Raw genomic sequence first — 24305 nt, forward strand, 5'->3', positions numbered from 1 at the left:
CGGCACCAGATTGTGCTAACTCCGACGGGAGCAAATCCGTGAAAGACTTATTAAAGTTTCTGAAAGCGCAAACTAAAACCGAAGAGTTTGATGCGATCAAAATTGCTCTGGCCTCGCCAGACATGATCCGTTCATGGTCTTTTGGTGAAGTTAAAAAGCCAGAAACCATCAACTACCGTACGTTCAAACCTGAGCGTGACGGCCTTTTCTGTGCGCGTATTTTCGGGCCAGTAAAAGATTACGAGTGCCTGTGCGGTAAGTACAAGCGCCTGAAACACCGTGGTGTGATCTGTGAGAAGTGCGGCGTTGAAGTGACCCAGACTAAAGTGCGTCGTGAGCGCATGGGCCACATTGAGCTGGCGTCTCCGACTGCCCACATCTGGTTCCTGAAATCTCTGCCGTCCCGTATCGGTCTGCTGCTGGATATGCCGCTGCGCGATATCGAACGTGTTCTGTACTTCGAATCTTATGTCGTTATCGAAGGCGGCATGACCAATCTGGAACGTAACCAGATCCTGACCGAAGAACAGTATCTCGACGCGCTGGAAGAGTTCGGTGACGAATTCGACGCGAAGATGGGTGCGGAAGCGATCCAGGCCCTGCTGAAGAGCATGGATCTGGAGCAAGAGTGTGAAACTCTGCGTGAAGAGCTGAACGAAACCAACTCCGAAACCAAGCGTAAAAAGCTGACCAAGCGTATCAAACTGCTGGAAGCGTTCGTTCAGTCTGGTAACAAACCAGAGTGGATGATCCTGACCGTTCTGCCGGTTCTGCCGCCAGATCTGCGTCCGCTGGTACCGCTGGATGGTGGTCGTTTCGCGACATCTGACCTGAACGATCTGTATCGTCGCGTCATTAACCGTAACAACCGTCTGAAGCGTCTGCTGGATCTGGCTGCGCCAGATATCATCGTACGCAACGAAAAACGTATGCTGCAGGAAGCGGTAGATGCCCTGCTGGATAACGGTCGTCGCGGTCGTGCGATCACCGGTTCTAACAAGCGTCCTCTGAAATCTTTGGCCGACATGATCAAAGGTAAACAGGGTCGTTTCCGTCAGAACCTGCTCGGTAAGCGTGTTGACTACTCCGGTCGTTCTGTAATCACCGTAGGTCCATACCTGCGTCTGCATCAGTGCGGTCTGCCGAAGAAAATGGCACTGGAGCTGTTCAAACCGTTCATTTACGGCAAGCTGGAACTGCGTGGCCTGGCCACCACCATCAAAGCCGCGAAGAAAATGGTTGAGCGTGAAGAAGCTGTCGTTTGGGATATCCTGGACGAAGTTATCCGCGAACACCCGGTACTGCTGAACCGTGCACCAACCCTGCACCGTCTGGGTATCCAGGCCTTTGAGCCAGTACTGATCGAAGGTAAAGCTATCCAGCTGCACCCGCTGGTTTGTGCGGCATACAACGCCGACTTCGATGGTGACCAGATGGCAGTACACGTACCGCTGACGCTGGAAGCCCAGCTCGAAGCGCGTGCGCTGATGATGTCTACCAACAACATCCTGTCCCCAGCGAACGGTGAACCAATTATCGTTCCTTCTCAGGACGTTGTACTGGGTCTGTACTACATGACCCGTGACTGTGTTAACGCCAAAGGCGAAGGCATGGTGCTGACTGGCCCTAAAGAAGCTGAGCGTATTTATCGCGCTGGCCTGGCCTCTCTGCATGCGCGTGTAAAAGTGCGTATCACCGAGTATGAAAAAGCTGAAAACGGCGAACTCGTTGCGAAAACCAGCCTGATCGACACGACCGTTGGCCGTGCGATTCTGTGGATGATCGTACCGAAAGGTCTGCCTTTCTCCATCGTCAACCAGGCGCTGGGCAAGAAAGCGATCTCCAAGATGCTGAACACCTGTTACCGCATCCTGGGCCTGAAGCCGACCGTTATCTTCGCTGACCAGACAATGTACACCGGCTTTGCTTATGCAGCGCGTTCAGGTGCCTCTGTTGGTATCGATGACATGGTCATCCCAGAGAAGAAATACGAGATCATCTCTGAAGCGGAAGCCGAAGTTGCTGAGATCCAGGAGCAGTTCCAGTCTGGTCTGGTTACCGCGGGCGAACGCTATAACAAAGTTATCGATATCTGGGCAGCGGCGAACGATCGTGTATCCAAAGCGATGATGGACAACCTGCAGACCGAAACCGTTATTAACCGTGACGGCGTCGAAGAGCAGCAGGTTTCCTTCAACAGCATCTACATGATGGCCGACTCCGGTGCGCGTGGTTCTGCAGCACAGATTCGTCAGCTGGCAGGTATGCGTGGTCTGATGGCGAAGCCAGATGGCTCCATCATCGAAACGCCAATCACCGCGAACTTCCGTGAAGGTCTGAACGTACTCCAGTACTTCATCTCCACTCACGGTGCGCGTAAAGGTCTGGCGGATACCGCACTGAAAACTGCGAACTCCGGTTATCTGACGCGTCGTCTGGTAGACGTTGCGCAGGATCTGGTTGTGACCGAAGACGATTGTGGCACCCTCGAAGGTATCACCATGACCCCGGTTATCGAGGGTGGTGATGTTAAAGAGCCGCTGCGCGATCGCGTTCTGGGCCGTGTGACTGCAGAAGACATTCTGAAGCCGGGTACCGCAGACATTCTGGTTCCACGCAACACGCTGCTGCACGAGCATTGGTGTGACCTGCTGGAAGCGAACTCTGTTGACTCCGTGAAGGTACGTTCTGTCGTATCTTGTGACACCGACTTTGGTGTTTGTGCGCACTGCTATGGTCGTGACCTGGCGCGTGGCCACATCATCAACAAAGGTGAAGCGATCGGTGTTATCGCGGCACAGTCCATCGGTGAGCCGGGTACACAGCTGACGATGCGTACGTTCCACATCGGTGGTGCGGCATCTCGTGCGGCTGCTGAATCCAGCATCCAGGTGAAGAACAAAGGTAGCATCAAGCTCAGCAACGCGAAGTCGGTTGTAAACTCTGCCGGTAAACTGGTAGTGACTTCCCGTAACACCGAGCTGAAGCTGATCGACGAATTCGGTCGTACCAAAGAGAGCTATAAAGTGCCTTACGGTGCTGTTATGGCGAAAGGCGATGGCGAACAGGTTGCTGGCGGCGAAACCGTAGCGAACTGGGATCCACACACCATGCCGGTAATCACCGAAGTGGCTGGTTTCATTCGCTTTACCGATATGATCGATGGCCAGACGATTACTCGTCAGACCGACGACCTGACCGGTCTCTCTTCCCTGGTTGTTCTGGATTCTGCAGAACGTACCGCGGGTGGTAAAGATCTGCGTCCAGCACTGAAAATCGTTGATGCTAACGGCAACGACGTTCTGATCCCGGGCACCGACATGCCGGCTCAGTACTTCCTGCCAGGTAAAGCGATTGTTCAGCTGGAAGATGGTATTCAGATCGGTGCGGGTGATGCTCTGGCGCGTATTCCTCAGGAATCCAGCGGTACCAAAGATATCACCGGTGGTCTGCCACGCGTTGCGGACCTGTTCGAAGCACGTCGTCCGAAAGAGCCGGCAATCCTGGCTGAAATCAGCGGTATCATTTCCTTCGGTAAAGAGACCAAAGGGAAGCGCCGTCTGGTGATCACGCCGCTGGATGGCAGCGATCCGTACGAAGAGATGATTCCAAAATGGCGTCAGCTCAACGTGTTTGAAGGTGAACGTGTAGAACGTGGTGACGTGGTTTCCGACGGTCCGGAAGCACCGCACGACATTCTGCGTCTTCGTGGCGTCCACGCGGTAACGCGTTACATCACCAACGAAGTACAGGACGTTTACCGTCTGCAAGGCGTTAAGATCAACGATAAGCACATCGAAGTTATCGTTCGTCAGATGCTGCGTAAAGCCACCATCGTGAATGCCGGTAGCTCCGACTTCCTCGAAGGTGAGCAGGTTGAATACTCTCGCGTCAAGATTGCTAACCGCGATCTGGAATCGAATGGCAAGCTCAGTGCGACCTTCGCACGTGACCTGCTGGGTATCACCAAAGCGTCTCTGGCAACCGAGTCCTTCATCTCCGCGGCATCGTTCCAGGAGACCACTCGTGTGCTTACCGAAGCAGCCGTTGCGGGCAAACGCGACGAACTGCGCGGTCTGAAAGAGAACGTTATCGTGGGTCGTCTGATCCCGGCCGGTACCGGTTATGCGTACCACCAGGATCGTATGCGCCGTCGCGCAGCGGGCGAAATCCCTGCGGCACCACAGGTGACTGCTGAAGATGCATCTGCCAGCCTGGCAGAGCTGCTGAACGCAGGCCTGGGCGGTTCTGACAACGAGTAATCGTTACGTCAGCCCATAAAAAAACCCGCTTCGGCGGGTTTTTTTTTGCGCTTATCCGGCTGGGGTTCGGTGCTGCTATTGCCGGGTGGCGCTGCGCTTACCCGGCCTACGGTTCGGGGCCGTTGTAGGCCCGGTAAGCGTAGCGCCACCGGGCGTGTTAGTTCACCAGCGGCAACCGGCGATACAGCTCGATCATGTCGCCCGCCAGATCCTGAATCACCATCGCGTTCATCAGGTGGTCCTGAGAGTGAACGGTAATCAGGTTAACCGGCAGCTTGCCGGTTCCTTCATCCATACCAATCAGCTTCGTCTGGATGGTGTGCGCATGCTTAACAAATTCGCGCGACTCTTCCATCGCCTTTTCCGCATCGGCAAAATCGCCTTTGCGCGCCATCTGCAATGCGGTTAGTGCTGAGCTACGGGCTGCACCGGCATTCACCAGCAGCTCCATAATGATGGTTTCTAAATCTTCCATGGGTCACTCCAGCAGTTTGAGGGCTTTTTCGAGAACGGCATCGCCTTTCATCATGCCGTAATCCATCATGTCGATAACGGCGACTTTTTTACCCAGCGGTTCTGCCTGTGCCTGGAGATTATTGAGTTCGTATTTGACCTGCGGGCCAAGCAACACAATGTCGGCTGCGGCGATTTCATCTTTAAACTCAGCAACCGGTACAGCTTTGATGGTTACTTCGACCCCTTTTTTCTGCGCGGCGTCTTTCATGCGTTGGACCAGCATGCTGGTGGACATTCCCGCTGCACAGCATAAAACGATGTTCTTCATAGTCAGCCTCAATGTACATGTGTTTATTGATAATTATCCCGCGCAGCTCGCTTCGACAACCGCGTTACCGCGATTGTGTGTGAGTCATCACAAAGAAACCCGCATTTTCTGAAACCGGTTACAACTGTTACAGAGCAGGGAAGGCAGGGCGAAACGAGGAAGAAGCTTTCCGCCCTGGTCAGCATCCCCTGCTGACGTAATAAGCGTAAAAAATAGATACCCAGGCTGGCAATGGCCCGTTGATGAAGTTACGTGAAGCCTCGTAATAACTTCTTCGGCTTACACTCTCTTTCAGCCTGACTGCGAGGCGCGTCCCAGCCAGCTATCCCAGTCTTTCCATACCGGCTGCAATCCCTGCTGGCTGAGCGCCCCGGCCACCTCTTCCGGGCGACGGTTATCGTGCGGCGCAAACTGCTCCAGCTCGGGATGGTCGTCGGCATAACCGCCGGGCTGAGTTTTGGAAAAGGCGCTGACGTTGTTGATCGCCAGGGGAATGACGCGATCGCGAAACGCTGGCGACTCCCGGGTAGACAGGGAGAGCTCCACATCCGGCGCCAGCAGACGAAACGCGCAGATGGTCTGCACCAGCTGACGTTCATCCATGATCGACGCTGGCTGGATCCCACCAGCACATGGGCGCAGTCGGGGGAAGGAGATGGAATACCGGCTCTGCCAGTAGTGTTGCTGCAACCACAGGAGATGTTCCGCCACCATAAAGTTGTCGACCCGCCAGCTGTCAGAGAGCCCGGTTAATGCCCCGAGGCCGATCTTGTCGATCCCGGCGCGACCCAGCCGATCCGGGGTCTCCAGCCGCCAGAAGAAGTCCTGCTTTTTTCCTTTCAGGTGGTGCTGAGCATACACCGCCTCGTGGTAGGTCTCCTGATAGACCAGCACGCCATCCAGTCCCAGCGTTTTCAGTTCGCCATACTCGGCCTCTGACAGGGGTTGAACCTCCATCTGCAACGAGGCGAACTGGCGGCGAATGGTCGGGAGATGGCGACGAAAATAGTCCATTCCGACCTTAGTCTGGTGTTCGCCGGTAACCAGCAGCAGATGCTCAAAGCCCATCTCGCGGATCGCGGCACACTCCCGGGCAATCTCATTTTCATCCAGCGTTTTGCGCTTGATGTGATTACTCATTGAGAAGCCGCAGTAGGTGCAGTCGTTGGCGCACAGGTTGGAGAGATAGAGCGGGACATAAAAGCTCACCGTATTGCCAAAACGCTGGCGGGTCAGGCGCTGGGCACGCTGGGCCATCGGCTCCAGATACGCGCTGGCGGCGGGGGAGAGCAGGGCCATCATGTCCTCGCGCGTCGGCTGCCGGGCACTCAGGGCGCGCTCAACGTCCGCCGGGGTTTTGCTGTTGATGCGCAGGCGAATATCGTCCCAGTTGAGCTGGCGCCAGCGATCGGTAAAGGTATTCATGAGAAGGCCTCCAGAAACCCGGTTAACGGGCTGGTGGCCTGAGCTTCAAGGCTGCGGGAGCCGGGGCCTGACTGGCGGGCCAATACGCCGGCCTCCACCGCCAGACGAAACGCCCGGGCCATCATCACCGGATCGTCCGCAACCGCAATGGCGGTGTTAACCAGCACCGCATCGGCCCCCATCTCAAGCGCCTGCGCGGCATGGCTGGGCACGCCGATCCCGGCATCCACCACTACCGGCACGGTCGCCTGTTGAATGATGATCTCCAGCATCGCACGGGTCTCCAGCCCCTGGTTGGAACCAATCGGCGCCCCGAGTGGCATCACCGCCGCGCAGCCCGCCTCTTCGAGCCGTTTGCACAGCACCGGATCGGCCCCGCAGTAGGGCAGCACCGTGAACCCCTCTTTGACCAGCATCTCCGCCGCTTTCAGCGTCTCGATGGGATCGGGCAGCAACCAGCGGGCATCGGGGTGGATCTCCAGCTTGAGCCAGTGCGTCCCCAGCGCCTCGCGCGCCAGCCGGGCGGCGAACACGGCTTCCTCCGCGGTTTTGGCCCCGGAAGTATTGGGTAGCAGAGTGACGCCTGCCGCCAGCAGCGGGGCCAGAATGGCGTCATTGTGATTGCGCAGGTCGACGCGCTTCATCGCCAGGGTCACCAGCTGGCTGCCGCTCTCACGAATGGCGTCCACCATCAGCTGCGGCGAGGCGAACTTGCCGGTGCCGGTAAATAAATGAGAATCAAAGCTTTTATCCGCAATACGTAACATTTCAGCCTCCGGCAATCACCTGAAAGAGCAGGATCTGATCGCCTTCTCGAACCTGCTGTTCATCCCACTGCTCGCGCGGCAGGATCTGTTGATTCAGGGCCAGTGCGACCCCGGGTTTTAACTGGCGCAGCTGGTGGAGCAGGGTGGCGACGGTTAAGTCGTCCACACACTGCATCGGTTCATCGTTAAACAGGATCCGCATGCTGGCCTCCACACACCTGGCAGCCACTGGCACGCTGCAGGGCCAGCTGCCGCCAGCTTCCTGCCCGGGCATCAAACAGGCGCAGCGCATTGCGCGGGGACTCGATGCCGCTGAGCAGCTTGATCGCCTCCAGCGCCTGCAAGGTTCCCATCACGCCCACCACCGGCCCGACGATACCCGCGGTGCGGCAGTTGCGTTGCGGCTCGTCGTCTTCCGGCCACAGGCAGCGGTAGCAGCCCTGCGTCCAGGGCGGCGTCAGCACCATCATCTGCCCGCCAAAGCCGACGGCGCTGGCGGTGATGAGCGGAGTGTTGAGCATTACGCAGGCGGCGTTGATCGCCTGGCGGGTGGCCATGTTATCGGTGCAATCCAGCACCACGTCGGCGCGGGCGATCTCCTCCTGCAGGGCTTGGCCTTCCAGGCGAGTCTGCAGGGCAATCAGCCGGATATCCGGATTGAGTTGCTGCAGGCGGCGCTGCGTCACCTGCGCTTTCGGCAGGGCGATATCGTCGGTGGTAAACATAATCTGGCGCTGCAAATTACTCAGATGCACCTCGTCATCGTCGGCCAGCACCAGCGTGCCGATCCCGGCCCCGGCCAGGTAAAGCGCCGCCGGGGCACCTAACCCGCCAAGGCCGATCAGTAACACCCGGCTGGCGAGCAGCTTCTGCTGCCCGTCAATGGCGATATCCTCCAGCAGGATCTGACGGCTGTAGCGCATAAAGTCACGGTCATTCATCGCCCACCCCCGCCAGTTGCAGTAGCTGTGCCGTTGCCGCCTGCCACTCCTCGGCCTGAGTGATGGCGCTGACCACCGCAATGCTGCCCACCCCGGTCGCCAGCACCGCCGGGGCGCGTTCAAGGCTGATACCGCCGATGGCGACGGTAGGGTAATCCGCCAGGCGTTCGATATGCCGGGCCAGCTGCTCCAGCCCCTGAGGGGCGGAAGGCATCTGCTTGGTCTGGGTGGGGAAAACGTGCCCCAGGGCGATGTAGGAGGGACGCGCCGCCAGCGCCACGTCGATCTCCATGTCGTCATGGGTCGAGACGCCGAGGCGTAATCCGGCGGCGCGAATGGCCGCAAGATCGGTGGTTTCCAGATCCTCCTGACCCAGATGCACACCGTAAGCCTGGTGCTTGATCGCCAGCCGCCAGTAGTCGTTGATAAACAGGCGGGCGTCGTAGCGACGCCCCAGGGCAATGGCCGCCACGATATCGGCCTCCACCTCATCATCCTGCTTATCCTTGATACGCAACTGGATAGTTTTTACGCCCGCAGCAAGCAGACGTTCGATCCAGGCCACGCTGTCGACCACCGGATAAAGCCCGAGACGAAAGGGCACCGAAGGAAAGTTGGGCTGATACATTACGCCTCCTCTTTCTTGAGATAGATCTCGCCGCCCCGGGCGCGGAAGGTTTCCGACATGTCAGCCATCCCCACTTCGATGGTCTGCGCCGCAGCGTAATCGCGCACCTCCTGGCTGATTTTCATCGAGCAGAATTTCGGTCCACACATGGAGCAGAAGTGCGCCACTTTGCCCGACTCCTGGGGCAGGGTTTCATCGTGATAGGCGCGGGCAGTGAACGGGTCGAGGGCGAGGTTGAACTGATCTTCCCAGCGGAATTCGAAGCGCGCTTTCGACATGGCGTTATCGCGGATTTGCGCACCCGGATGGCCCTTCGCCAGGTCGGCGGCATGGGCAGCAATCTTGTAGGTGATCAGCCCCTGTTTGACATCCTCTTTGTTCGGCAGGCCAAGATGCTCTTTCGGCGTGACGTAGCAAAGCATGGCGCAGCCAAACCAGCCGATCATCGCCGCGCCAATCCCGGAGGTGAAGTGGTCATAGCCCGGTGCGATATCGGTGGTCAACGGTCCGAGGGTGTAGAACGGCGCTTCGTGGCAGTGCTCCAGCTCCTCGGTCATGTTGCGGCGGATCATCTGCATTGGTACGTGGCCCGGACCTTCAATCATCACCTGGACGTCATACTCCCAGGCGATTTTGGTCAGCTCGCCCAGGGTATGGAGTTCGGCAAACTGCGCTTCGTCGTTGGCGTCGCGAATGGAGCCCGGACGCAAGCCGTCGCCCAGCGACAGGGAGACGTCGTACGCGGCGCAGATTTCGCAGATCTCGCGGAAGTGCTTATACAGGAAGTTCTCCTGATGATGGGAGAGGCACCATTTCGCCATGATCGACCCGCCGCGGGAGACGATGCCGGTCAGGCGTTTAGCGGTCATCGGCACGTAGCGCAGCAGCACGCCTGCATGAATGGTGAAGTAGTCCACGCCCTGCTCGGCCTGCTCCAGCAGGGTATCGCGGAACGCTTCCCAGGTGAGATCTTCCGCAATGCCGTTTACCTTCTCCAGCGCCTGGTAGATAGGTACCGTCCCGATCGGCACCGGGCTGTTACGCAGGATCCACTCGCGGGTTTCGTGAATATAGCGCCCGGTAGAGAGGTCCATCACCGTGTCCGCACCCCAGCGGGTGGACCAGACCAGTTTCTCTACCTCTTCTTCGATGGAGGAGGTGACTGCCGAATTACCGATGTTGGCGTTCACCTTCACCAGGAAGTTACGCCCGATGATCATCGGCTCTGATTCCGGGTGGTTGATGTTGGCCGGGATAATGGCGCGACCCGCGGCCACTTCGTCACGGACAAATTCCGGGGTGATGTTCTCCGGCAGGCGGGCACCAAAGCCTTCGCCCGGATGCTGATGGCGCAGCACTTCACCACGAATGCGCTCGCGGCCCATGTTTTCGCGGATGGCGATAAACTCCATCTCCGGCGTCACGATCCCCTGGCGGGCGTAGTGCAACTGGGTCACGCACTTGCCCGCTCTGGCACGCTTCGGCGTCAGCAGGCCGGTGAAGCGCAGTTCGTCCAGACCGTCGTCGGCCAGCCGCTCCCGGGTATAGGCCGAGCTTTGCTCGTTCAGGGCTTCGCAGTCGTTACGGGCGTCGATCCACGGCTGGCGCACCCTGGCCAGCCCCTGCTGGACGTTAATGGCAATCGCCGGATCGCCATAAGGCCCGGAGGTGTCGTAGACCGGTACCGCTTCGTTCTCTTCAAACTGCGGGTTCTCTTTGCTGCCGCCGATCAGCGTCGGGCTGAGCTGGATCTCGCGCATTGGCACGCGGATATCATCCTGCGAACCCGTCAGATAGATGCGTTTCGAGTTAGGGAAAGCGGTGCCTTCCAGAGTGTCGATAAAGTGTTGGGCGTGTGCGCGCTGTTCGCGGCGGGTCATTTTTGTGGCAGACATAGCTCGTTCCAGTAAGTTCAGGAAGTGGCTTGTCAGACGACGGATGAAGCAAGAGAGGATCGCCCTTGGGCGATACAATAAATTGACTCTTGTTCCCTTCGCAGGTCTTAACCTGATCAGGTTCCGCGGATCCCGAATTAACGGTCTCAGCCCGGCTTTCGCACTGGGCACTCCGACAAGAATATGCTCCCCTACAGCGGGAGCAGTGAAGGTAAACTACGCGTTAACGAGAAATAACTCAAGCCAGTCGGGCGACGTTATCTTCGTTGCTCGCTTTGAGATTGTGATCCAGCGCAAGGGCGATCAGGCTGTCTTCCAGGGTGAAGCGTTGCTCCAGCGCCTCGCCGATATCGGAAAGCGCCTGCTGGAATTCCAGATAGTTATCCTGATCGATGGCGTTTTCGAGCGTGGAGTCGTAGTAATCCATGATTTGCTGAGTATTGGCTTCCAGCAGGGGATAGAGTCTGGTGGTGGCTAACTGCGGGCTATCACCTTCCAGGTCACGGATAATGCGCTCATAAATATTGAAATGCCCGTTAGAAAGGTAATCGACCAGACTCTGACAAAAATCATCCAGCGCTTTTTCGTTCAGGCGCATATAAGATTCTTTGCCAGGCTTAATGCCAACGAGATTGTAATAGGCAACAAGCAGATGTTTACGCACGTGCAGCCAGCGATCGACCAGTTTGTTACTTCCGCCAACGCGCTCTGTCAGGTTTTCTAGCTGGTTTAGCATGTTTGACTCCGCAAGGTTAAGATTAAAAGCTGCCCACCCAAAATGTAATAGTAATGTTACCAACATGCCTGTGAAGCAAAGGTAGTGCAATAGATATGGATCGTATAATTGAAAAATCGGATCGCGGCTGGTGGTTAGTCAGCCATGAACAAAAATTATGGTTGCCCGGTGGTGAATTACCATATGGCGAGGCCGGAAATTTCGATCTTGCGGGGCAACACGCACTAAATATTGGTGAGTGGAAAGGCGATTCTGTGTGGTTGATCCAACAAAATCGCCGTCACGATATGGGATCGGTGCGCCAGGTGCTCGATCTCGAGGTTGGCCTGTTCCAGCTGGCGGGGCGTGCAGTGCAGTTGGCCGAGTTTTATCGCTCGCATAAATTCTGCGGCTACTGCGGCCACACCATGCACCCGAGCAAAACCGAGTGGGCGATGCTCTGCAGCCATTGCCGCGAACGTTATTACCCACAAATCGCCCCGTGCATCATCGTCGCCATCCGCCGGGATGATTCCATTTTGCTGGCGCAACACACTCGTCATCGCAACGGGGTACATACCGTACTGGCCGGGTTTGTCGAAGTGGGCGAAACCCTCGAGCAGGCCGTGGCGCGGGAAGTGATGGAGGAGAGCGGCATCAAGGTGAAGAACCTGCGCTATGTCACCTCCCAGCCGTGGCCGTTCCCGCAATCGCTGATGACCGCCTTTATGGCCGAGTACGACAGCGGCGAGATCGTCATCGACCCGAAAGAGTTGCTGTCCGCCGACTGGTATCGCTACGACGATTTGCCGCTGCTGCCACCGCCCGGTACCGTGGCGCGCCGGCTGATAGAAGATACGGTGGCAATGTGTCGGGCTGACGATGTGTGAGACATGTTACACTGGAGATAAGTCGCTTAAGGAACTGCAAAAATGACCGAACTGAAGAACGATCGTTATCTGCGTGCGCTGCTGCGCCAACCCGTTGATGTCACCCCGGTATGGATGATGCGCCAGGCGGGCCGCTATTTGCCGGAGTACAAAGCCACGCGCGCGCAGGCGGGCGATTTTATGTCGCTGTGCAAAAACGCGGAGCTGGCTTGTGAAGTGACCCTTCAGCCGCTGCGCCGCTATCCGCTGGACGCGGCGATCCTCTTCTCTGACATCCTGACCATCCCGGACGCCATGGGGCTGGGCCTGTACTTTGAGACCGGCGAAGGCCCGCGCTTTAGCTCGCCGATTAAGAGCAAAGCGGATATCGACAACTTGCCGATCCCGGATCCGGAGCAGGAGCTTGGTTATGTGATGAATGCGGTGCGCACCATTCGTCGCGAGCTGAAAGGCGAGGTGCCGCTGATCGGCTTCTCCGGCAGCCCGTGGACGCTGGCGACCTACATGATCGAAGGCGGCAGCAGCAAAGCCTTTACCGTCATCAAGAAGATGATGTATGCCGATCCGCTGGCGCTGCATGCCCTGCTGGATAAGCTGGCGAAAAGCGTCACCCTGTACCTGAACGCGCAGATCAAAGCGGGCGCCCAGTCGGTGATGATCTTCGATACCTGGGGTGGCGTGCTGACGGGTCGCGACTATCAGCAATTCTCGCTCTACTACATGCATAAAATCGTCGATGGCCTGCTGCGTGAAAACGAAGGCCGTCGCGTGCCGGTAACCCTGTTCACCAAAGGCGGTGGTCAGTGGCTGGAAGCCCTGGCAGCAACCGGTTGTGATGCGCTGGGCCTCGACTGGACCACCGATATTGCCGATGCTCGCCGCCGCGTAGGAGACAAAGTCGCCCTGCAGGGCAACATGGATCCGTCTATGCTGTATGCTCCGGCCGCCCGTATTGAAGAAGAAGTCGCGACCATTCTGGCGGGCTTCGGTCAGGGCGAGGGCCATGTGTTTAACCTGGGGCACGGTATTCATCAGGATGTACCGCCAGAACATGCAGGCGTGTTTGTGGAGGCGGTGCACCGACTTTCTGCCCAGTATCACCTCTAAGGAGTCGTTATGGATCTTGCATCACTTCGCGCTCAACAACTTAAACTGGCTGCGTCGGTCTCTCGTGAAGACCGGCTGGATAAAGACCCACCCGCGCTGATTGCCGGGGCGGATGTCGGGTTTGAGCAGGGTGGAGAGGTGACGCGGGCGGCGATAGTGCTCCTGACCTGGCCCGGGCTGGAGCTGGTGGAGTACCAGGTGGCGCGCATTGCCACCACCATGCCCTATATCCCCGGCTTCCTCTCTTTTCGTGAATATCCCGCGCTGCTGGCGGCGTGGGATCAGCTTTCCCGAAGACCCGATCTGCTGTTCGTAGATGGCCACGGGATCTCCCATCCGCGCCGTCTCGGCGTCGCCAGCCATTTTGGCATGCTGGTAGATGTCCCGACCATCGGGGTGGCGAAAAAGCGCCTCTGCGGTAAGTTTGAACCCCTGTCGGCCGAACCCGGCGCGCTGGCACCCTTGATGGATAAAGGCGAGCAGCTGGCCTGGGTCTGGCGCAGCAAGGCGCGCTGTAATCCGCTGTTCATCGCCACCGGCCATCGCGTCAGTACCGACACCGCCCTGGCGTGGGTGCAACGCTGCATGAAAGGCTATCGATTACCGGAGCCGACCCGCTGGGCCGATGCGGTGGCTTCCGGGCGTCCGGCTTTTGTTCGATGGCAGGAAATTCAGCGCTGATTCAGGTAAACTGCGGCTAATTTTCGATTCGAGACTTCATCATGTTACAAAACCCGATTCACCTGCGCCTCGAGAAGCTGGAAAGCTGGCAGCATGTCACCTTTATGGCCTGTCTGTGCGAACGCATGTACCCGAACTACGCCATGTTCTGCAAGCAGACCGAATTTGGTGACGGCCAGCTGTATCGCCGTATTCTCGATCTGGTGTGGGAGACGCTGACGGTCAAAGATGCGAAGGTGAACTTCGATTCTCAGCTCGATAAGCTGGAAGAGGCGATCCCGGCGGCTGATGACTATGATGTCTATGGCGTCTATCCGGCGATTGATGCCTGCGTGGCATTAAGTGAACTGATTCACTCGCGCCTGAGTGGCGAAACGCTCGAACATGCCATCGAAGTCAGTAAGGCTTCAATTACGTCAGTGGCGATGCTGGAGATGACCCAGGAAGGTCGGGAAATGACCGATGAAGAGCTCCGTTTAAACCCGGCTGTTGAGCAGGAATGGGACATTCAGTGGGAAATATTCCGTTTGCTGGCAGAGTGCGAAGAACGCGATATCGAGCTGATCAAAGGTCTGCGTGCAGACTTGCGTGAGGCTGGCGAGAGTAACATTGGTATAAATCTTCACCAGTGAAACAATAAAACGTGATTTTACGCCTGTTTTGTCATACCTGTACTCTTCCCTTCTGCCCCCCGTCTGGTCTACATTTGGGGGGCGAAAAAAAGTGGCTATCGGTGCGTGTATGCAGGAGAGTGCTTTTTTGGCATTTTCGTCGCACTCGATGCTTAGCAAGCGATAAACACATTGAAAGGATAACTTATGAACAAGACTCAACTGATTGATGTAATTGCGGACAAGGCTGATCTGTCTAAAGTGCAGGCTAAAGCTGCTCTGGAATCCACCCTGGCTGCTATTACTGAGTCTCTGAAAGAAGGCGATGCTGTACAACTGGTAGGTTTCGGTACCTTCAAAGTGAACCACCGCGCTGAGCGTACTGGCCGCAACCCGCAGACCGGTAACGAGATCAAAATCGCTGCAGCTAACGTGCCAGCATTTGTATCTGGCAAAGCACTGAAAGACGCAGTTAAGTAAGCCGCGTAGCAGTGAACAGTTTTATCGAGGGGGCGGTTTCGCCCCTTTTGTCTGTCTGGCGCCAGGCAATGGCGCTGGCAGGCATACTTTTGCTGTCGGCCTGCAGCCATGACGCCTCTCTGCCGCCTTTTACTGCCAGCGGTTACGCTGACAATCAGGGTGCGGTACGTATCTGGCGTAAAGACACCGACGATGAAGTCCATCTGCTCTCCGCCTTTAGTCCCTGGCACAGCGGCAGTACCACGACCAGCGAGTACAGCTGGCAGGGTGATACGCTTACCCTTATCGACGTGAATATCTACAGTAAGGTGCCCGAGCATGTGCGGGTGCGTTTTGACGACCACGGTGAGCTGAGCTTTATGCAGCGCGAAATCGGCGGTCATAAGCAGCAACTCTCAACCGACCAAATTGACCTCTACCGCTACCGTGCCGACCAGGTTCGTCAGACCAGTGACGCGCTGCGACAGGGGCGGGTAGTGCTGCATCAGGGGCGCTGGCATGCCGATGGCACAGTGACCACCTGCGAAGGCCAGACCCTGAAACCGGATCTTGATAGCTGGGCGACGGAACATATCGGACGCCGTCAGAGCCACTCCTCCATGGAAGTGAGCGTCGCGTGGCTGGAAGCGCCGGAAGGATCACAACTGCTGCTGGTGGCGAACGAAGATTTCTGTACCTGGCAGCCGACAGAGAAAAGCTTTTGATGGGGCCGCGATCGGTTCCCTCTCCCCTGTGGGGAGAGGGCCAGGGTGAGGGGAAAACCTACTCCCCTTGCTCCCGCGCAATCGCACGATAACCAATATCGCTACGGCTGAAGCTGCCGTTCCAGCGAATGTCCGCCATCAGGGCATAGGCACGCTGCTGTGCTTCTGCGACGGTATGACCCAGCGCGGTGGCGCACAGGACGCGGCCCCCGTTGGTCAGCACGCGATCGTCATCAGACAGCGTCGTGCCGGCATGGAACACCTTCGCGCCTTCTACCTGTTCCAGCGGCAGGCCGTGGATTTCATCCCCGGTGCTGTAGTTGCCCGGATAACCGCCCGCTGCAATTACCACGCCCAGCGATGCGCGCTCGTCCCACTCGGAGGTTTTCTTGTCCAGCTTGCCTTCGCAGGCCGCCAGGCACAGATCCACCAGATCGGATTTCATGCGCAGCATGATCGGCTGAGTTTCCGGATCGCCAAAGCGGCAGTTGAACTCGATCACCTTCGGGTTGCCCTGTTTGTCGATCATCAGGCCCGCATAGAGGAAGCCGGTGTAGGTATTGCCTTCCGCTGCCATGCCTTTCACGGTTGGCCAGATGATGCGGTCCATGGTGCGCTGGTGAACTTCATCGGTCACCACCGGCGCAGGGGAGTAAGCCCCCATCCCACCGGTATTCGGACCGGTATCCGCATCGCCAACGCGCTTATGGTCCTGGCTGGTGGCCATCGGCAGCACGTGCTCGCCGTCGACCATCACGATAAAGCTCGCCTCTTCCCCATCGAGGAACTCTTCGATCACGATACGGTGGCCAGCATCGCCAAAAGCGTTACCCGCCAGCATATCCTGAACCGCGGCTTCGGCTTCTTCGAGGGTCATCGCCACGATCACCCCTTTACCGGCAGCCAGACCGTCGGCTTTAATCACAATCGGGGCACCTTTTTCACGTAAGTAAGCCAGGGCTGGCTCGACTTCAGTGAAGTTCTGGTATTCCGCGGTCGGGATGTTGTGACGCGCGAGGAAATCTTTGGTGAAGGCTTTAGAGCCTTCCAGCTGGGCGGCACCTTCGGTCGGACCGAAGATGGTCATGCCCGCAGCGCGGAAGGCATCCACCACGCCAATCACCAGCGGCGCTTCCGGGCCGACGATGGTCAGATCGATCTTCTCGTTCTGGGCAAAGCTCAGCAGCGCCGGGATATCGGTCACGCCGATGGCGACGTTCTGCAGGGCGGGCTCCAGCGCGGTACCGGCGTTACCCGGGGCCACGAAGACGGTTTTCACCTGCGGAGACTGCGCCGCTTTCCACGCCAGGGCGTGCTCGCGCCCGCCGTTACCAATCACTAATACTTTCATTCTCTGCTCCGGGAATTAATGGCGGAAATGACGCATGTCGGTGAAGATCATCGCGATGCCGTGTTCGTCAGCCGCGGCAATGACTTCGTCATCGCGGATAGAACCGCCAGGCTGGATCACGCAGGTGATGCCTACCGCTGCCGCCGCATCGATACCGTCACGGAACGGGAAGAAGGCGTCAGAGGCCATGGCAGAACCTTTCACTTCCAGCCCTTCATCACCTGCCTTGATACCGGCAATTTTCGCGGAGTAGACGCGGCTCATCTGGCCTGCGCCTATCCCGATGGTCATGTTCTCTTTCGCATAGACGATGGCGTTGGATTTCACGAACTTCGCCACTTTCCAGCAGAACAGGGCATCACGCAGTTCCTGTTCGGTCGGCTGACGCTTGCTGACCACGCGCAGGTCGGCTTCTGTCACCATACCCAGGTCACGATCCTGAACCAGCAGACCGCCGTTCACACGTTTGAAGTCCAGGCCCGGAACGCGCTCCGCCCACTGGCCACAGGTCAGCACGCGCACGTTCTGTTTCGCGGCGGTGATTTTCAGGGCTTCTTCAGTAGCAGAAGGGGCGATAATCACTTCAACGAACTGACGGGAGATGATTGCCTGAGCGGTTTCAGCATCCAGCTCGCGGTTGAAGGCGATAATGCCGCCGAACGCAGAGGTCGGGTCGGTTTTGTATGCGCGATCGTAAGCATCCAGAATCGAGGTGCTGACCGCCACGCCGCATGGGTTAGCGTGCTTGACGATCACGCAGGCTGGCTCGCTGAACTCTTTCACGCACTCCAGCGCCGCGTCGGTGTCCGCGATATTGTTATAGGAGAGCGCTTTGCCCTGAACCTGCTGCGCTGTTGCAACGGAGGCTTCTTTTACCTCTTCTTCTATATAGAAGGCTGCTTGCTGGTGGCTGTTCTCACCGTAACGCATATCCTGCTTCTTAATGAAGTTCAGGTTTAAGGTACGAGAGAAGCGACCGGATGGTTCGCTGCTTTCGCCGTGATAGGCAGGTACCAGGCTACCGAAGTAGTTGGCAATCATGCTGTCGTAGGCGGCGGTATGTTCGAAGGCTTTAATCGCGAGGTCAAAACGGGTTTCGAGATTCAGGGAGCCTTCGTTGGCATCCATCTCGTTAATGATGGCGTCGTAGTCGCTGCTCTTCACGACGATGGCGACATCTTTATGGTTCTTGGCGGCGGAGCGCACCATGGTTGGGCCGCCGATATCGATATTCTCTACGGCGTCTTCCAGCGAGCAGCCTTCACGGGCAACGGTCTGGGCGAATGGATAGAGGTTAACGACAACCATATCGATTGGCGCGATCCCGTGCTGATCCATAATGCCGTCATCCTGTCCGCGACGACCCAGGATGCCACCGTGAACTTTCGGGTGCAGGGTTTTGACACGTCCATCCATCATTTCCGGGAAACCGGTGTAATCGGACACTTCGGTTACCGGCAGGCCTTTCTCTGCTAACAGGCGGGCAGTACCGCCAGTGGACAGCAGCTCCACACCACGTGCAGAAAGTGCCTGAGCGAATTCGACGATACCGGCTTTATCAGAAACACTGAGCAGAGCGCGGCGGACTGGACGACGTTGTTGCATGGTAAATCCCCTGGATTTGACGATTACAGAGAGCGTTAGGTGAGTTTTCTACATAAAAACTCAACTAACACACCTGGCGGGGCCACTTTATTTAGCGCGAGCATTTTAACGAAAACGTTTGCGCAACGCTCGCACATTTTCACTTTTTCGTCGCATTGTGGATAAGTCTGTGAGTAATCAGGTATAAGGCGGGGTTTTGCTGGGGAATGCAGCAGTCAGTCATTTTTCTGTCATTTAAGGGTTGCGGCTCCGGGAGAACTCCCTATAATGCGCCTCCATCGACACGGCAGATGTGAATCACTTCACATAAACAGCCGGGTCGGTTGAAGAGAAAAGCGAAAATAAACGCTTGACTCTGAAAGAGGAAAGCGTAATATACGCCACCTCGCAACGGTGAGCGAAAGCCGCGTTGCACTGCTCTTTAACAATTTATCAGACAATCTGTGTGGGCACTCAAAGTGACATGGATTCTTAACGTCGCAAGACGATAAATGAATACCAAAGTCTCTGAGTGAACATACGTAATTCATTACGAAGTTTAATTCACGAGCATCAAACTTAAATTGAAGAGTTTGATCATGGCTCAGATTGAACGCTGGCGGCAGGCCTAACACATGCAAGTCGAACGGTAGCACAGAGAGCTTGCTCTCGGGTGACGAGTGGCGGACGGGTGAGTAATGTCTGGGAAACTGCCTGATGGAGGGGGATAACTACTGGAAACGGTAGCTAATACCGCATAACGTCGCAAGACCAAAGAGGGGGACCTTCGGGCCTCTTGCCATCAGATGTGCCCAGATGGGATTAGCTAGTAGGTGGGGTAATGGCTCACCTAGGCGACGATCCCTAGCTGGTCTGAGAGGATGACCAGCCACACTGGAACTGAGACACGGTCCAGACTCCTACGGGAGGCAGCAGTGGGGAATATTGCACAATGGGCGCAAGCCTGATGCAGCCATGCCGCGTGTATGAAGAAGGCCTTCGGGTTGTAAAGTACTTTCAGCGAGGAGGAAGGCGGTGAGGTTAATAACCTCATCGATTGACGTTACTCGCAGAAGAAGCACCGGCTAACTCCGTGCCAGCAGCCGCGGTAATACGGAGGGTGCAAGCGTTAATCGGAATTACTGGGCGTAAAGCGCACGCAGGCGGTCTGTCAAGTCGGATGTGAAATCCCCGGGCTCAACCTGGGAACTGCATTCGAAACTGGCAGGCTAGAGTCTTGTAGAGGGGGGTAGAATTCCAGGTGTAGCGGTGAAATGCGTAGAGATCTGGAGGAATACCGGTGGCGAAGGCGGCCCCCTGGACAAAGACTGACGCTCAGGTGCGAAAGCGTGGGGAGCAAACAGGATTAGATACCCTGGTAGTCCACGCCGTAAACGATGTCGACTTGGAGGTTGTTCCCTTGAGGAGTGGCTTCCGGAGCTAACGCGTTAAGTCGACCGCCTGGGGAGTACGGCCGCAAGGTTAAAACTCAAATGAATTGACGGGGGCCCGCACAAGCGGTGGAGCATGTGGTTTAATTCGATGCAACGCGAAGAACCTTACCTACTCTTGACATCCAGAGAACTTAGCAGAGATGCTTTGGTGCCTTCGGGAACTCTGAGACAGGTGCTGCATGGCTGTCGTCAGCTCGTGTTGTGAAATGTTGGGTTAAGTCCCGCAACGAGCGCAACCCTTATCCTTTGTTGCCAGCGGTTAGGCCGGGAACTCAAAGGAGACTGCCAGTGATAAACTGGAGGAAGGTGGGGATGACGTCAAGTCATCATGGCCCTTACGAGTAGGGCTACACACGTGCTACAATGGCGCATACAAAGAGAAGCGACCTCGCGAGAGCAAGCGGACCTCATAAAGTGCGTCGTAGTCCGGATTGGAGTCTGCAACTCGACTCCATGAAGTCGGAATCGCTAGTAATCGTAGATCAGAATGCTACGGTGAATACGTTCCCGGGCCTTGTACACACCGCCCGTCACACCATGGGAGTGGGTTGCAAAAGAAGTAGGTAGCTTAACCTTCGGGAGGGCGCTTACCACTTTGTGATTCATGACTGGGGTGAAGTCGTAACAAGGTAACCGTAGGGGAACCTGCGGTTGGATCACCTCCTTACCTTAAAGAATCTGCCTTTGCAGTGCTCACACAGATTGTCTGATGAAAAGTAAAAAGCAAGGCGTCTTGCCGAAGCAGACTTTAGTGTCCCCTTCGTCTAGAGGCCCAGGACACCGCCCTTTCACGGCGGTAACAGGGGTTCGAATCCCCTAGGGGACGCCACTTGCTGGTTTGTGAGTGAAAGTCACCTGCCTTTATATCTCAAAACTAACTCTCTGAGTTACGTTTGAGATATTTGCTCTTTAAAAATCTGGATCAAGCTGAAAATTGAAACGACACACTGTGTCTGCTCTCCGTAATAAGAGCAGAGGAAGGTGTGTTCGAGTCTCTCAAATTTTCGCAAAACGATGATGAATCGAAAGAGACATCTTCGGGTTGTGAGGTTAAGCGACTAAGCGTACACGGTGGATGCCTAGGCAGTCAGAGGCGATGAAGGACGTGCTAATCTGCGATAAGCGTCGGTAAGGTGATATGAACCGTTATAACCGACGATTTCCGAATGGGGAAACCCAGTGCAATCCGTTGCACTATCGTTAAGTGAATACATAGCTTAACGAAGCGAACCAGGGGAACTGAAACATCTAAGTACCCTGAGGAAAAGAAATCAACCGAGATTCCCCCAGTAGCGGCGAGCGAACGGGGAGCAGCCCAGAGTCTGAATCAGCATGTGTGTCAGTGGAAGCGTCTGGAAAGTCGCAGGGTACAGGGTGATACTCCCGTACACGAAGATACACCTGCTGTGAACTCGAAGAGTAGGGCGGGACACGTGGTATCCTGTCTGAATATGGGGGGACCATCCTCCAAGGCTAAATACTCCTGACTGACCGATAGTGAACCAGTACCGTGAGGGAAAGGCGAAAAGAACCCCGGCGAGGGGAGTGAAAAAGAACCTGAAACCGTGTACGTACAAGCAGTGGGAGCCTACTTGTTAGGTGACTGCGTACCTTTTGTATAATGGGTCAGCGACTTATATTCTGTAGCAAGGTTAACCGTATAGGGGAGCCGAAGGGAAACCGAGTCTTAACTGGGCGTTAAGTTGCAGGGTATAGACCCGAAACCCGGTGATCTAGCCATGGGCAGGTTGAAGGTTGGGTAACACTAACTGGAGGACCGAACCGACTAATGTTGAAAAATTAGCGGATGACTTGTGGCTGGGGGTGAAAGGCCAATCAAACCGGGAGATAGCTGGTTCTCCCCGAAAGCTATTTAGGTAGCGCCTCGTGAACTCATCTCCGGGGGTAGAGCACTGTTTCGGCTAGGGGGCCATCCCGGCTTACCAACCCGATGCAAACTGCGAATACCGGAGAATGTTATCACGGGAGACACACGGCGGGTGCTAACGTCCGTCGTGAAGAGGGAAACAACCCAGACCGCCAGCTAAGGTCCCAAAGTCATGGTTAAGTGGGAAACGATGTGGGAAGGCACAGACAGCCAGGATGTTGGCTTAGAAGCAGCCATCATTTAAAGAAAGCGTAATAGCTCACTGGTCGAGTCGGCCTGCGCGGAAGATGTAACGGGGCTAAACCATGCACCGAAGCTGCGGCAGCGACGCTTATGCGTTGTTGGGTAGGGGAGCGTTCTGTAAGCCGTCGAAGGTGGACTGTGAGGTCTGCTGGAGGTATCAGAAGTGCGAATGCTGACATAAGTAACGATAAAGCGGGTGAAAAACCCGCTCGCCGGAAGACCAAGGGTTCCTGTCCAACGTTAATCGGGGCAGGGTGAGTCGACCCCTAAGGCGAGGCCGAAAGGCGTAGTCGATGGGAAACAGGTTAATATTCCTGTACTCGGTGTTACTGCGAAGGGGGGACGGAGAAGGCTATGTTGGCCGGGCGACGGTTGTCCCGGTTTAAGCATGTAGGCGGAGGTTCCAGGTAAATCCGGAATCTTGTTAACGCTGAGGTGTGATGACGAGGCACTACGGTGCTGAAGCAACAAATGCCCTGCTTCCAGGAAAAGCCTCTAAGCATCAGGTAACATCAAATCGTACCCCAAACCGACACAGGTGGTCAGGTAGAGAATACCAAGGCGCTTGAGAGAACTCGGGTGAAGGAACTAGGCAAAATGGTGCCGTAACTTCGGGAGAAGGCACGCTGATGGTAGGTGAAGCGACTTGCTCGTGGAGCTGAAATCAGTCGAAGATACCAGCTGGCTGCAACTGTTTATTAAAAACACAGCACTGTGCAAACACGAAAGTGGACGTATACGGTGTGACGCCTGCCCGGTGCCGGAAGGTTAATTGATGGGGTTAGCGGCAACGCGAAGCTCTTGATCGAAGCCCCGGTAAACGGCGGCCGTAACTATAACGGTCCTAAGGTAGCGAAATTCCTTGTCGGGTAAGTTCCGACCTGCACGAATGGCGTAATGATGGCCAGGCTGTCTCCACCCGAGACTCAGTGAAATTGAAATCGCTGTGAAGATGCAGTGTACCCGCGGCAAGACGGAAAGACCCCGTGAACCTTTACTATAGCTTGACACTGAACACTGGTCCTTGATGTGTAGGATAGGTGGGAGGCTTTGAAGCGTGGACGCCAGTCTGCGTGGAGCCAACCTTGAAATACCACCCTTTAATGGCTGGTGTTCTAACGTGGACCCGTGATCCGGGTTGCGGACAGTGTCTGGTGGGTAGTTTGACTGGGGCGGTCTCCTCCTAAAGAGTAACGGAGGAGCACGAAGGTTAGCTAATCCTGGTCGGACATCAGGAGGTTAGTGCAATGGCATAAGCTAGCTTGACTGCGAGAGTGACGGCTCGAGCAGGTGCGAAAGCAGGTCATAGTGATCCGGTGGTTCTGTATGGAAGGGCCATCGCTCAACGGATAAAAGGTACTCCGGGGATAACAGGCTGATACCGCCCAAGAGTTCATATCGACGGCGGTGTTTGGCACCTCGATGTCGGCTCATCACATCCTGGGGCTGAAGTAGGTCCCAAGGGTACGGCTGTTCGCCGTTTAAAGTGGTACGCGAGCTGGGTTTAGAACGTCGTGAGACAGTTCGGTCCCTATCTGCCGTGGGCGCTGGAGAATTGAGGGGGGCTGCTCCTAGTACGAGAGGACCGGAGTGGACGCATCACTGGTGTTCGGGTTGTCATGCCAATGGCACTGCCCGGTAGCTAAATGCGGAAAAGATAAGTGCTGAAAGCATCTAAGCACGAAACTTGCCCCGAGATGAGTTCTCCCTGACCCTTTAAGGGTCCTGAAGGAACGTTGAAGACGACGACGTTGATAGGTCGGGTGTGTAAGCGCAGCGATGCGTTGAGCTAACCGATACTAATGAACCGTGAGGCTTAACCTTACAACGCCGAAGCTGTTTCGGCGGACTTGAGAAGGCGATTTTCAGCTGATACAGATTACTCATCACGCCTG

The 24305-nt window shown here is 56.4% G+C and carries 18 protein-coding genes, 1 tRNA gene, 2 rRNA genes and 1 riboswitch; of the genes, 10 read left to right on the plus strand and 11 right to left on the minus strand.

Annotated features, from left to right (window positions below; genetic code table 11):
* Positions 1-38 precede the first annotated feature (38 nt).
* Entirely contained in the window at positions 39-4262 is a 4224-nt protein-coding gene (rpoC, locus tag G7090_RS00975) for a DNA-directed RNA polymerase subunit beta' (protein WP_106996046.1), read from the plus strand.
* Positions 4263-4419: 157 nt separating this feature from the next.
* On the opposite strand, the gene G7090_RS00980 is transcribed toward rpoC, so the two are convergent.
* The 9 genes from G7090_RS00980 to rsd form a co-directional block, all read right to left on the minus strand.
* Positions 4420-4737, minus strand: coding sequence for a PTS lactose/cellobiose transporter subunit IIA (locus G7090_RS00980; protein WP_032615888.1), 318 nt, complete (start codon positions 4735-4737; stop codon positions 4420-4422).
* Between the two features lie 3 nt (positions 4738-4740).
* Entirely contained in the window at positions 4741-5046 is a 306-nt protein-coding gene (locus G7090_RS00985; RefSeq protein ID WP_039028885.1) for a PTS sugar transporter subunit IIB, read from the minus strand.
* 291 nt (positions 5047-5337) lie between these two features.
* The gene (gene thiH / locus G7090_RS00990) at positions 5338-6471 is read right to left on the minus strand and encodes a 2-iminoacetate synthase ThiH (RefSeq protein WP_166181227.1); all 1134 of its coding nucleotides are present in this window, start codon (positions 6469-6471) and stop codon (positions 5338-5340) included.
* Entirely contained in the window at positions 6468-7238 is a 771-nt protein-coding gene (gene thiG / locus G7090_RS00995) for a thiazole synthase (RefSeq protein WP_166181230.1), read from the minus strand. Before thiG ends, thiH begins: the two co-directional genes overlap by 4 nt.
* A gap of 1 nt (position 7239) precedes the next feature.
* The gene (gene thiS / locus G7090_RS01000; protein WP_166181232.1) at positions 7240-7440 is read right to left on the minus strand and encodes a sulfur carrier protein ThiS; all 201 of its coding nucleotides are present in this window, start codon (positions 7438-7440) and stop codon (positions 7240-7242) included.
* On the minus strand, positions 7424-8179 hold the full coding sequence (locus tag G7090_RS01005; protein WP_166181234.1) for a HesA/MoeB/ThiF family protein: 756 nt from the start codon (positions 8177-8179) through the stop codon (positions 7424-7426). Before G7090_RS01005 ends, thiS begins: the two co-directional genes overlap by 17 nt.
* Positions 8172-8807 carry a thiamine phosphate synthase gene (thiE, locus tag G7090_RS01010; RefSeq protein WP_166181236.1) on the minus strand — a complete coding sequence of 212 codons (636 nt, stop codon included), beginning with the start codon at positions 8805-8807 and terminating at the stop codon, positions 8172-8174. The genes G7090_RS01005 and thiE overlap by 8 nt, the downstream gene beginning before the upstream one ends.
* Positions 8807-10702 carry a phosphomethylpyrimidine synthase ThiC gene (gene thiC / locus G7090_RS01015; protein WP_166181238.1) on the minus strand — a complete coding sequence of 632 codons (1896 nt, stop codon included), beginning with the start codon at positions 10700-10702 and terminating at the stop codon, positions 8807-8809. The genes thiE and thiC overlap by 1 nt, the downstream gene beginning before the upstream one ends.
* Before the next feature lie 76 nt (positions 10703-10778).
* A riboswitch (TPP riboswitch) is annotated at positions 10779-10887 on the minus strand.
* Between the two features lie 53 nt (positions 10888-10940).
* Positions 10941-11438, minus strand: coding sequence for a sigma D regulator (gene rsd / locus G7090_RS01020; RefSeq protein ID WP_166181240.1), 498 nt, complete (start codon positions 11436-11438; stop codon positions 10941-10943).
* 95 nt (positions 11439-11533) lie between these two features.
* Here rsd and nudC point away from each other — a divergent pair, with 95 nt between their 5' ends.
* The 6 genes from nudC to G7090_RS01050 all read left to right on the plus strand — a co-directional run bounded on the left by nudC (position 11534) and on the right by G7090_RS01050 (position 15890).
* Positions 11534-12307 (plus strand): NAD(+) diphosphatase, encoded by a 774-nt coding sequence (gene nudC, locus G7090_RS01025; protein WP_166181242.1) that lies wholly within the window; start codon positions 11534-11536, stop codon positions 12305-12307.
* A gap of 42 nt (positions 12308-12349) precedes the next feature.
* Complete coding sequence (gene hemE / locus G7090_RS01030; protein WP_166181244.1) at positions 12350-13414, plus strand: uroporphyrinogen decarboxylase; 1065 nt, start codon at positions 12350-12352, stop codon at positions 13412-13414.
* A 9-nt stretch (positions 13415-13423) separates the two neighbouring features.
* A complete protein-coding gene (gene nfi, locus G7090_RS01035; protein WP_106996057.1) occupies positions 13424-14095 on the plus strand; it encodes a deoxyribonuclease V in 672 nt (223 codons plus the stop codon).
* A 41-nt stretch (positions 14096-14136) separates the two neighbouring features.
* Positions 14137-14727, plus strand: a complete 591-nt coding sequence (locus G7090_RS01040; RefSeq protein ID WP_106996058.1) for a YjaG family protein — start codon at positions 14137-14139, stop codon at positions 14725-14727.
* A 186-nt stretch (positions 14728-14913) separates the two neighbouring features.
* A complete protein-coding gene (hupA, locus tag G7090_RS01045) occupies positions 14914-15186 on the plus strand; it encodes a nucleoid-associated protein HU-alpha (RefSeq protein WP_032615913.1) in 273 nt (90 codons plus the stop codon).
* Between the two features lie 11 nt (positions 15187-15197).
* Positions 15198-15890 (plus strand): DUF1481 domain-containing protein, encoded by a 693-nt coding sequence (locus G7090_RS01050; RefSeq protein WP_106996059.1) that lies wholly within the window; start codon positions 15198-15200, stop codon positions 15888-15890.
* Positions 15891-15948: 58 nt separating this feature from the next.
* On the opposite strand, the gene purD is transcribed toward G7090_RS01050, so the two are convergent.
* A complete protein-coding gene (gene purD / locus G7090_RS01055) occupies positions 15949-17241 on the minus strand; it encodes a phosphoribosylamine--glycine ligase (RefSeq protein ID WP_166181246.1) in 1293 nt (430 codons plus the stop codon).
* Positions 17242-17256: 15 nt separating this feature from the next.
* A complete protein-coding gene (gene purH / locus G7090_RS01060; RefSeq protein WP_166181248.1) occupies positions 17257-18846 on the minus strand; it encodes a bifunctional phosphoribosylaminoimidazolecarboxamide formyltransferase/IMP cyclohydrolase in 1590 nt (529 codons plus the stop codon).
* Between the two features lie 560 nt (positions 18847-19406).
* Between purH and G7090_RS01065 the strand changes: the two genes are divergently transcribed.
* From G7090_RS01065 to G7090_RS01075, 3 genes are all read left to right on the plus strand, one after another.
* Positions 19407-20946 (plus strand): 16S ribosomal RNA (locus G7090_RS01065).
* 86 nt (positions 20947-21032) lie between these two features.
* Positions 21033-21108 (plus strand) — tRNA-Glu (locus tag G7090_RS01070).
* Between the two features lie 219 nt (positions 21109-21327).
* Positions 21328-24234, plus strand: a 23S ribosomal RNA gene (locus G7090_RS01075).
* The 16S and 23S rRNA genes sit together here with 1 tRNA gene alongside, the layout of an rRNA operon.
* Positions 24235-24305 lie beyond the last annotated feature (71 nt).

The organism is Leclercia sp. 29361 (assembly GCF_011290365.1).
Classification (GTDB): Bacteria; Pseudomonadota; Gammaproteobacteria; order Enterobacterales; family Enterobacteriaceae; genus Enterobacter; species Enterobacter tamurae.

Excerpts from the sequence above, each read along its gene's own strand:
- G7090_RS00980 (WP_032615888.1), bottom strand. The coding sequence starts at position 4,737 with ATGGAAGATTTAGAAACCATCATTATGGAGCTGCTGGTGAATGCCGGT.
- G7090_RS00985 (WP_039028885.1), bottom strand. The coding sequence starts at position 5,046 with ATGAAGAACATCGTTTTATGCTGTGCAGCGGGAATGTCCACCAGCATG.
- thiH (WP_166181227.1), bottom strand. The coding sequence starts at position 6,471 with ATGAATACCTTTACCGATCGCTGGCGCCAGCTCAACTGGGACGATATT.
- thiG (WP_166181230.1), bottom strand. The coding sequence starts at position 7,238 with ATGTTACGTATTGCGGATAAAAGCTTTGATTCTCATTTATTTACCGGC.
- thiS (WP_166181232.1), bottom strand. The coding sequence starts at position 7,440 with ATGCGGATCCTGTTTAACGATGAACCGATGCAGTGTGTGGACGACTTA.
- G7090_RS01005 (WP_166181234.1), bottom strand. The coding sequence starts at position 8,179 with ATGAATGACCGTGACTTTATGCGCTACAGCCGTCAGATCCTGCTGGAG.
- thiE (WP_166181236.1), bottom strand. The coding sequence starts at position 8,807 with ATGTATCAGCCCAACTTTCCTTCGGTGCCCTTTCGTCTCGGGCTTTAT.
- thiC (WP_166181238.1), bottom strand. The coding sequence starts at position 10,702 with ATGTCTGCCACAAAAATGACCCGCCGCGAACAGCGCGCACACGCCCAA.
- rsd (WP_166181240.1), bottom strand. The coding sequence starts at position 11,438 with ATGCTAAACCAGCTAGAAAACCTGACAGAGCGCGTTGGCGGAAGTAAC.
- nudC (WP_166181242.1), top strand. The coding sequence starts at position 11,534 with ATGGATCGTATAATTGAAAAATCGGATCGCGGCTGGTGGTTAGTCAGC.
- hemE (WP_166181244.1), top strand. The coding sequence starts at position 12,350 with ATGACCGAACTGAAGAACGATCGTTATCTGCGTGCGCTGCTGCGCCAA.
- nfi (WP_106996057.1), top strand. The coding sequence starts at position 13,424 with ATGGATCTTGCATCACTTCGCGCTCAACAACTTAAACTGGCTGCGTCG.
- G7090_RS01040 (WP_106996058.1), top strand. The coding sequence starts at position 14,137 with ATGTTACAAAACCCGATTCACCTGCGCCTCGAGAAGCTGGAAAGCTGG.
- hupA (WP_032615913.1), top strand. The coding sequence starts at position 14,914 with ATGAACAAGACTCAACTGATTGATGTAATTGCGGACAAGGCTGATCTG.
- purD (WP_166181246.1), bottom strand. The coding sequence starts at position 17,241 with ATGAAAGTATTAGTGATTGGTAACGGCGGGCGCGAGCACGCCCTGGCG.
- purH (WP_166181248.1), bottom strand. The coding sequence starts at position 18,846 with ATGCAACAACGTCGTCCAGTCCGCCGCGCTCTGCTCAGTGTTTCTGAT.